At 63.1% G+C, this 6911-nt stretch carries 7 protein-coding genes; 2 read left to right on the forward strand and 5 right to left on the reverse strand.

The window, feature by feature from the left end; all coding sequences use genetic code 11:
• The first annotated feature begins 166 nt into the window (after positions 1 to 166).
• A complete protein-coding gene (locus tag Tal182_RS26660; RefSeq protein ID WP_085861414.1) occupies positions 167 to 1294 on the forward strand; it encodes an RHE_PE00001 family protein in 1128 nt (375 codons plus the stop codon).
• A gap of 124 nt (positions 1295 to 1418) precedes the next feature.
• Here the strand turns inward: Tal182_RS26660 and Tal182_RS26665 are convergent, their stop codons facing one another.
• Genes Tal182_RS26665 through Tal182_RS26675 form a run of 3 tightly spaced genes read right to left on the reverse strand, consistent with a single transcriptional unit; the run spans position 1419 to position 3443 of the window.
• Positions 1419 to 2129 (reverse strand): Bax inhibitor-1/YccA family protein, encoded by a 711-nt coding sequence (locus Tal182_RS26665; protein WP_064808016.1) that lies wholly within the window; start codon positions 2127 to 2129, stop codon positions 1419 to 1421.
• Between the two features lie 20 nt (positions 2130 to 2149).
• Complete coding sequence (locus Tal182_RS26670; RefSeq protein ID WP_085861415.1) at positions 2150 to 2917, reverse strand: anti-sigma factor; 768 nt, start codon at positions 2915 to 2917, stop codon at positions 2150 to 2152.
• Positions 2904 to 3443, reverse strand: a complete 540-nt coding sequence (locus Tal182_RS26675) for a sigma-70 family RNA polymerase sigma factor (RefSeq protein WP_064812020.1) — start codon at positions 3441 to 3443, stop codon at positions 2904 to 2906. Before Tal182_RS26675 ends, Tal182_RS26670 begins: the two co-directional genes overlap by 14 nt.
• Before the next feature lie 187 nt (positions 3444 to 3630).
• On the opposite strand from Tal182_RS26675, the gene Tal182_RS26680 reads away from it, so the two are divergent.
• On the forward strand, positions 3631 to 3915 hold the full coding sequence (locus Tal182_RS26680; protein ID WP_085861416.1) for a hypothetical protein: 285 nt from the start codon (positions 3631 to 3633) through the stop codon (positions 3913 to 3915).
• A gap of 23 nt (positions 3916 to 3938) precedes the next feature.
• Here Tal182_RS26680 and cueR read toward each other — a convergent pair whose 3' ends face one another.
• Together cueR and Tal182_RS26690 are read right to left on the reverse strand one after the other, a co-directional pair.
• On the reverse strand, positions 3939 to 4328 hold the full coding sequence (gene cueR, locus Tal182_RS26685; protein ID WP_064808024.1) for a Cu(I)-responsive transcriptional regulator: 390 nt from the start codon (positions 4326 to 4328) through the stop codon (positions 3939 to 3941).
• Positions 4329 to 4337: 9 nt separating this feature from the next.
• Positions 4338 to 6851 carry a heavy metal translocating P-type ATPase gene (locus Tal182_RS26690; RefSeq protein ID WP_085861417.1) on the reverse strand — a complete coding sequence of 838 codons (2514 nt, stop codon included), beginning with the start codon at positions 6849 to 6851 and terminating at the stop codon, positions 4338 to 4340.
• Positions 6852 to 6911: the final 60 nt, after the last annotated feature.

A 6911-nucleotide genomic window follows, 5' to 3' on the forward strand; every position in this document is an offset into this window, starting at 1 on the left:
ACGGCCCAAAAGCTTCGCGCCAGTCGCAGCGGTTAAAGGGAGTGTGGATCGGCTATCTTCTTCGCTTCTTCACGCGCTTTCTTGAAACAAACCGTTAACCATGTCATAGATGGCGGAAGAAAACGGGTAGTTTGCTTCCATTTGTGAAAAACCGTAAAGCTTAACAATGCGCTACGATATCGATGGTGCGATGCTTCAGACACTGCTCCCATTCCTTGCTGCGGCGGAGGATGCGGTGGCGCGACTGGACGAGCGGGTGTTGCGCTCGCCGGTGGGGGAGGGCTTTGCCGAACGCAGCCATTTCTTCGATGCCGCGGGGGCGCTATGGGTCGCCGGCGAGCTGGTCCACGTCGAGGATCTCGTTTTGCACGACGCGCATATGGATAGCCGCGCCCCCAGCCACGAACTGACGATTGCCCATTCGGTGCTGCGGACTCGTCGGCGCATCTGGACCGGCGAACCATCGTGGGCGCTCGGCGCCTCCGGCCTTGCAACGTTGACCGCGACCATAGGGGAGGGGGAAGGTAGCGCTCAGGAAGCCAAAGGCCTGACGGTTGTCGGGGCCGACGACGAGGGCGACGATGAAGATGCGCCGCTTGCTGCCGAGATGGCAGAGATCGACGCGCTTCTTGCCCGCTCGCAGAAGCTCATCGACATCCATACCGGGAAAGCGCCGGCCGAGACAGCCGCGATATCCCCGGCCAAGCGCAACGAGGATCCGCTCGGCCTGCTCGGCGACGAGGAGTGGGACGAGGAACAGCGGCTCGCGGAGTGGCGCGGCGTGCTGCCCTTGGCCGATCGCCTGCCGCCGATTCTCGGCGCCGTCATCCTGTTCGAAGCCTGGGACAGGATCGAGCCGTTGCGGCGTCAGCATTGGCTCGGCGGGCTTCTGGTCGAAAGCTACCTGCGCGCCCGCGGTAAGGTCGCTTCGCATCTCTTTTCCTTTTACGGCGGGCTGAAATTGGTGCGCCATGAGCGGCGTCGGGCCCGTGACCGGGCGACGCGGCTGCAAGCTTTTATCGAAGCGATGCAACTGGCTGCGGCGGCCGGCCTCAAGGAAATCGACCGGTTGTCGCTGGCCCGCACGCAAATGGAGCTGCGCTTTCGCGGCCGTCGCTCGAACAGCAGCCTGCCGGAGCTTGCCGATTTCGTCCTGTCGCGGCCGATGGTGTCGGCGGCGATGATCGCCCGTCATCTGCGCATCACGCCGCGCGGCGCGCTGAACCTCGTCAATGAGATCGGCATTCGTGAAATCACCGGCCGCGGCCGCTATCGCGCCTGGGGCATCATCTGAAATAAAAAACACGGCCGGTTCGACGTCCGGCCGTGTCCTCTGAGAGTGAGCGCCCGGTCTGCCATCCTGTCACAGATTGCAGGCCGGGCGCCCTTGCGCTTCCATTGCCCCCAGAAGCGCGGTCCTATTCCCGCTCGCCGGTGAAGTTGAGCAGAAGCTGGAAGATGTTGACGAAGTTCAGGTAGAGCGAGAGCGCACCGAAAACGGCAAGCTTCTGGTTCGATTCCTGATCGTAGTTTTCCGAATATTGTTCCTTGATGTTCTGCGTGTCGTAGGCGGTCAGGCCGACGAAGACGACGATACCAATCACCGAGATGGCGAACTGCAGCGCACTCGAGCCCAGGAAGATGTTGACGATGGCGGCGATGATGATGCCGAAGAGGCCCATCATCAGGAACGAGCCCATCTTCGAGAGGTCACGCCTGGTCGTGTAGCCGTAAAGGCTGGTGGAGCCGAACATCGCCGCCGTGATGAAAAAGGTCTGGGCGATGCTCGTCTTGGTGAAGACCAGGAAGACGGAGGCAAGCGACAGGCCCATCACGGCGCAGAAGGCCCAGAAGGTGATCTGGGCGGTGCTCGCCGACATCGTCTGGATGCGGAAGGAGAAGAAGAAGACGAAGGCGAGCGGCGCCAGCATCACCACCCATTTCAGCGGCGAGCCGAAGATCGGGACATAAAGCGCCGGCGTCGAGCCGACGATGAAGGCAACGATGCCCGTTATGACCAGGCCGAGGCCCATATAATTGTAGACGCGCAGCATATGCTGACGCAGACCCTCGTCGAAGAGGGCCTGTGAGCCGGCGACGGCTCCGTATCGGGGATTGATCGGGTTCATGCTGATCTCCTCGGTTTGAACTAGTAGAGCGAACGGGCCAGCCGTTCGGCCGCCTGATCGAGATTGAGTCCGCTATCGTCGGCGATCAGCGCATAGGCGACCTCGCCGATCTGCCAATAGGCGGCTTCTGCTTTTTCGAGTGCGAGATGGCTGACCGGCCGGACCTCGAAGGCTCCCGGCCGGACGGCGAAAAGCGAAAGCCGCTTTCCATCGGCCACCGTGATCGCCATCTCGATGCTCGGGCCGAATTCGGACGGGAATATCTGGACGTCGGCGATCTTCCAGTCTTTCGGCAGTTCGGGCATGACGATCGCGGTCGCGGCGCGTATGTCCTCGGCGCTATAGCTGGTCGGGGTCTGCGAAGGCATCGAGGCGCGCAGGGCCGCGGTCTGATAGGCGCGGACGGCATCCTCGACATAAGCAGGCGCCGGAACGGAAGCCGCCACTTCGGTGGCCGAAAAGGCGCCGAAGGAATTATGCGCCACCCAGCCGGCGGTCAGCAGAATGCCGACGGCGGCGATGCGCTGCATGGACTGGAGGATGCGACCATAGGAAAGGCCGCGCTCCAGCCGGCGGGCGGCATCGCGGGTCTCGGGACGGCCGAAGGCGTTTTCGCCGGCAAGCGCCAGACGCAGCTCGCCCTTCATGCTGAGGTCGGCCATCACCTTGGCGGCAATCGCCGGGTTCTCCGAGAGATAGGACTCGACCTGAATACGGCGGGCGACATCGAGCTCGCCATCCACATAGGCATCGAGATCGGCATCGATGATCGGATCAACTGCTTTCATTGCCGCTCCCTCCGATTAACTTGAGATGCGAAATGCGCGGCGTCTTTTCCTCGAATTCGCGCAGTTGCGCCCGGGCGCGGGAGATGCGAGACATCAGCGTGCCAATCGGAATACCGAGCGCATTGGCGGCTTCCTGATAGGAAAGGTCTTCGATGGCAACGAGATGCAGCGCCTCGCGCTGCTCCTCCGGCAGGTCGAAGAAGGCGTCGCGCACCTGCTGCAGGCGCACGGCATGTTCCTGGCCGGCTGGCAGCGACTGCTCGGCTTCGACAGCCGCTTCGTCGTGGCGACGCGTCAGCGACCGATTCCGGCGAAGACGATCGATATGGGCATTGTGCAGGATGGAAAGCAGCCAGGTGCGCAGATTGCCGCCGCTTCGGAAGCTCTTTCTCTTCTCGAAGGCGCGCACCAGGGCATCATGCACCAGATCCTCCGCCTCATCCGAGTTGCGCACCAGCGCGCGAGCGTAGCGCCTCAGCGCTGCAAGCTGTCCGATGACATCGAAGGGGCGGTCTTTGCGTTCCATGCTTGAGTATACGCAAGCGCGGCGGATTTTATTCCCGGCGGCATAAAAAAATCATGCCCGCCGGACATCGCCGTCGACGAACCGGGGAAATACCATCCGCCAGCGCATGTGTGCCTTAAATCGGCGATTGTTTATGACAATTACATGACAGATCATCACGCCGCTGATTTGCAGGGGAAGATAAAGAATGAAGGAAAAGAAGCGGGTCTACGAAGCTCTCGTGGACGGCGCCATGGAAGGGCTGACGGGTGAGGCACTCTATGATTTCGTCAAGGCGCGATGCTCGAAAGCCACCAGCAAGAAGATCGTCAGGGCTTCGCTTCTCGCTCTGACCGATCCTCATCTCAGAGACCGCAATATTCTCGACGTGATCTACGCGCTTGCGATCAAGCATCGTCTCGATGAAGGCGTGCTTGATTACGGCGACGAGGACGAACCCGCCGCGCAGGCTCCCTTCAGGACGTTCAGCTAGTCTCTCCGGCTTTTCTAAAGCGGTCAGCGACCGTCCGAGAGCTCTTCGAGAATCGGACAGTCCGGCCGGTCGTTGCCATGGCAGGCATGCACGAGATGCTCGAGAGTGCGGCGAAGTTCCGTCAGTTCGCGAATCTTGCGGTCGATCTCCCCGAGTTTCGTCTCGGCAATGTCCCTGACGTCGGCGCTCGCCCGGGCTTTGTCCTCATAAAGCGCCAGCAATTGCCGGCATTCCTCGACCGAAAAGCCGAGACCGCGCGAACGCTGCAGGAAGCGCAGCTTGTGAACATCGGCCGCAGCATAGTCGCGATAGCCGTTTCCGCCCCTTTCGGGGCGGATCAGGCCGATATCCTCGTAGTAGCGGATGGTCTTCGAAGGCAGGCCGGAGCGCTCAGATGCTTCGCCGATATTCATGGCCGTCTCCTATAATTTTGCAAAGCGCAGTCTCAGCGCATTTGATATCACCGATACAGACGAGAGGCTCATCGCCGCCGCAGCGATCATCGGCGAGAGCAGCAAGCCGAAAACGGGATAGAGGATCCCGGCGGCGACCGGCACGCCGAGCGCATTATAGCCGAAGGCGAAGCCGAGATTCTGGCGGATATTGCGCATCGTCGCCTCCGCCAGCCGCCGCGCCCTGACGATCCCGTTGAGATCGCCTTTGACCAAGGTAATGCCGGCGCTTTCCATTGCAACATCGGCGCCGGTGCCCATGGCGATGCCGACATCGGCGGTCGCAAGTGCCGGGGCGTCGTTGACCCCGTCGCCGGCCATGGCGATCACCGCGCCTTTGGCGCGCAGTTCGTCGATCAGCGCCTTCTTGCCTTCCGGCAGCACGTCGGCGCGGACCTCGTCGATGCTGAGGCTTTTCGCCACCGCACGCGCCGTGCGCTCGTTGTCGCCGGTCGCCATGATGATCTTCAGCCCGCTGTCGTGCAGCGCCTTGATGGCGGCTGACGTCGTCGGCTTGATCCGGTCGGCGACGGCGACGAGACCGGCAAGCTTGCCGTCGAGCGTCACGAACATCACCGTCTTGCCATCGCCGCGCAGGGCTTCGGTCTTCTCCGACAGCGCCGACGGATCGACGCCGAGATCGGCGAGCAGCGCCGCATTGCCGAGCGCCACGCTTTTACCGTGCGCTATGCCCTGGACCCCTTTGCCGGTCTTCGCCTCGAAGCCGCTCACCTCCACGAAGGCGGCGCTGCGCTCTTCGGCGCCGGCAACGATCGCTTCGGCCAGCGGATGCTCGGAGCCGCGCTCAAGGCTCGCGGCCAGCGACAGCAGCCGGTTCTCCTCGACGCCGCCGACGGCGACGATGTCGGTGAGCACAGGCTTGCCTTCGGTCAGCGTGCCGGTCTTATCGACGATCAGCGTGTCGACCTTGGAAAAGCGCTCCAGCGCTTCGGCGTCCTTGATCAGCACGCCTTCACCAGCGCCGCGCCCGGTCGCGATCATAATCGACATCGGCGTCGCAAGGCCGAGCGCACAGGGGCAGGCGATGATCAGAACGGCGACGGCGGCAAGCAGCGCGTTTGCCAGGCTTGGCTCCGGCCCGATCGCGGCCCAGACGACGAAGGCAAGGATGGCTATGGCGACGACGGCGGGTACGAAGACGGCCGACACCCGGTCGACGGCGCCCTGAATCGGCGCCCGCGAACGCTGCGCCTTGGCGACCATGTCGACGATGCGCGACAGCACCGTGTCTGCGCCGACTTTCTCGGCCGACATGACGAGGGAGCCGTTCTTGTTGATCGTGCCGCCGGTCAGCCCGTCGCCCCTCGCCTTCTCGACGGGCAGAGGCTCCCCCGATATCATCGATTCGTCGACGGTCGACTGGCCCTCGAGGACGGAACCATCCACCGGTACGCGCTCGCCCGGGCGCACCCGCAGCCGGTCGCCGGTCTGAATCTCCTCTACCGGCACGTCCCTCTCATCGCCATCGGCGTCAATGCGCCGCGCCGTCTTCGGCGCGAGGTCGAGCAGAGCGCGGATTGCCGAGCCGGTCCGCTCGCGTGCCTTCAATTCCAGCACCTGGCCGACGAAGACCAGGGCGACGATGACGGCCGCCGCCTCGAAATAGACAGGCACGGTGGCGCCATGGCCGCGAAAGCTCATCGGGAAAAGACCGGGCGCAAGCGTGGCGACGACGCTGTAGACATAGGCGGTGCCGACGCCGAGGCCGATCAGCGTCCACATGTTCGGGCTTCGGTTGACGACAGACGCCCAGGCGCGGCGGAAGAACGGCAGCGCGGCCCACAGCACGACCGGCGTTGCCAGCGCTAGCTCAATATAGGTCGCCAGCGGTTCGCCGATCGCTTCCCGGAGCGGCAGGCCGAGCATCGGTCCCATCCCGAGCGCCAGCAGCGGCAGGGCAAGGATGGTGCTGACCCAAAGCCGTCTGACGAAATCGACAAGTTCCGGATTCGCTCCTTCGTCGGCCGGAGGAATGCCCATCGGCTCCAGCGCCATGCCGCATTTCGGGCAATCGCCGGGCCGGTCGCTGACGACTTCCGGATGCATCGGGCAGGTATAAAGCGTACCCTTCGGCGCCGGCTTTGCCGCCGGACGGGCGCCGTTGCGATAGGCCGAGGGGTCGGCCTCGAACTTTGTTTGGCAAGCGGCCGAGCAGAAGTAGAATTTCTCGCCCTCGAGTTTCACGAAGTATTTTGCCGTCGAGCGATCAACGGCCATGCCGCAGACGGGATCCTTCGCCGTCAGGTAATCCTGCGGCTGAGCCGCAAACTTCGTCCGGCAGCTCTCGGAGCAGAAATGATAGACACGACCCATGTGTACGAACGAGGGTTTGCCGGCTTGCGGATCGAGCGTCATGCCGCAGACGGGATCACGGATCACCGCTGCGGCGGCCTTCTCCTGATGATCATGGCCGCAATGGCAGTGACCGTCGCCGTGGCTGTGGTGATGGTGTTTGGTATCCATGACTATCTCCTTTGCCCTCAAGGGCAGTTGGAGAGGCTTATCCACCTTCCAGCAACTGGA

Origin of the sequence: Rhizobium sp. TAL182, assembly GCF_002117725.1 — a bacterium.
In the GTDB taxonomy this organism is placed as follows: Bacteria; Pseudomonadota; Alphaproteobacteria; order Rhizobiales; family Rhizobiaceae; genus Rhizobium; species Rhizobium esperanzae.

Bases quoted from the DNA above. Each gene is read 5' to 3' on its own strand.
- Tal182_RS26660 (WP_085861414.1), top strand. From the start codon at position 167: ATGCGCTACGATATCGATGGTGCGATGCTTCAGACACTGCTCCCATTC.
- Tal182_RS26665 (WP_064808016.1), bottom strand. From the start codon at position 2,129: ATGAACCCGATCAATCCCCGATACGGAGCCGTCGCCGGCTCACAGGCC.
- Tal182_RS26670 (WP_085861415.1), bottom strand. From the start codon at position 2,917: ATGAAAGCAGTTGATCCGATCATCGATGCCGATCTCGATGCCTATGTG.
- Tal182_RS26675 (WP_064812020.1), bottom strand. From the start codon at position 3,443: ATGGAACGCAAAGACCGCCCCTTCGATGTCATCGGACAGCTTGCAGCG.
- Tal182_RS26680 (WP_085861416.1), top strand. From the start codon at position 3,631: ATGAAGGAAAAGAAGCGGGTCTACGAAGCTCTCGTGGACGGCGCCATG.
- cueR (WP_064808024.1), bottom strand. From the start codon at position 4,328: ATGAATATCGGCGAAGCATCTGAGCGCTCCGGCCTGCCTTCGAAGACC.
- Tal182_RS26690 (WP_085861417.1), bottom strand. From the start codon at position 6,851: ATGGATACCAAACACCATCACCACAGCCACGGCGACGGTCACTGCCAT.